We start from the raw sequence: 237 nt of genomic DNA on the forward strand, positions 1-237 counted from the left end.
TGAAAGTCCCCACCCGAAGGCGGGGAAATGCGGCCTCCTTTCCCACGTGGCGAGGGTACGCGGCGCCTCAATGAAAGTCCCCACCCGAAGGCGGGGAAATCGAACATTCGTCGCCAAACGCTCAACAAGCTGTGCGCCTCAATGAAAGTCCCCACCCGAAGGCGGGGAAATCTCAAACCCCCTCACTGACCACCCCCGCCCCCCAAGCCTCAATGAAAGTCCCCACCCGAAGGCGGG

Origin of the sequence: Rothia sp. HMSC064F07 (genome assembly GCF_001837265.1) — a bacterium.
Classification (GTDB): Bacteria; Actinomycetota; Actinomycetes; order Actinomycetales; family Micrococcaceae; genus Rothia; species Rothia mucilaginosa.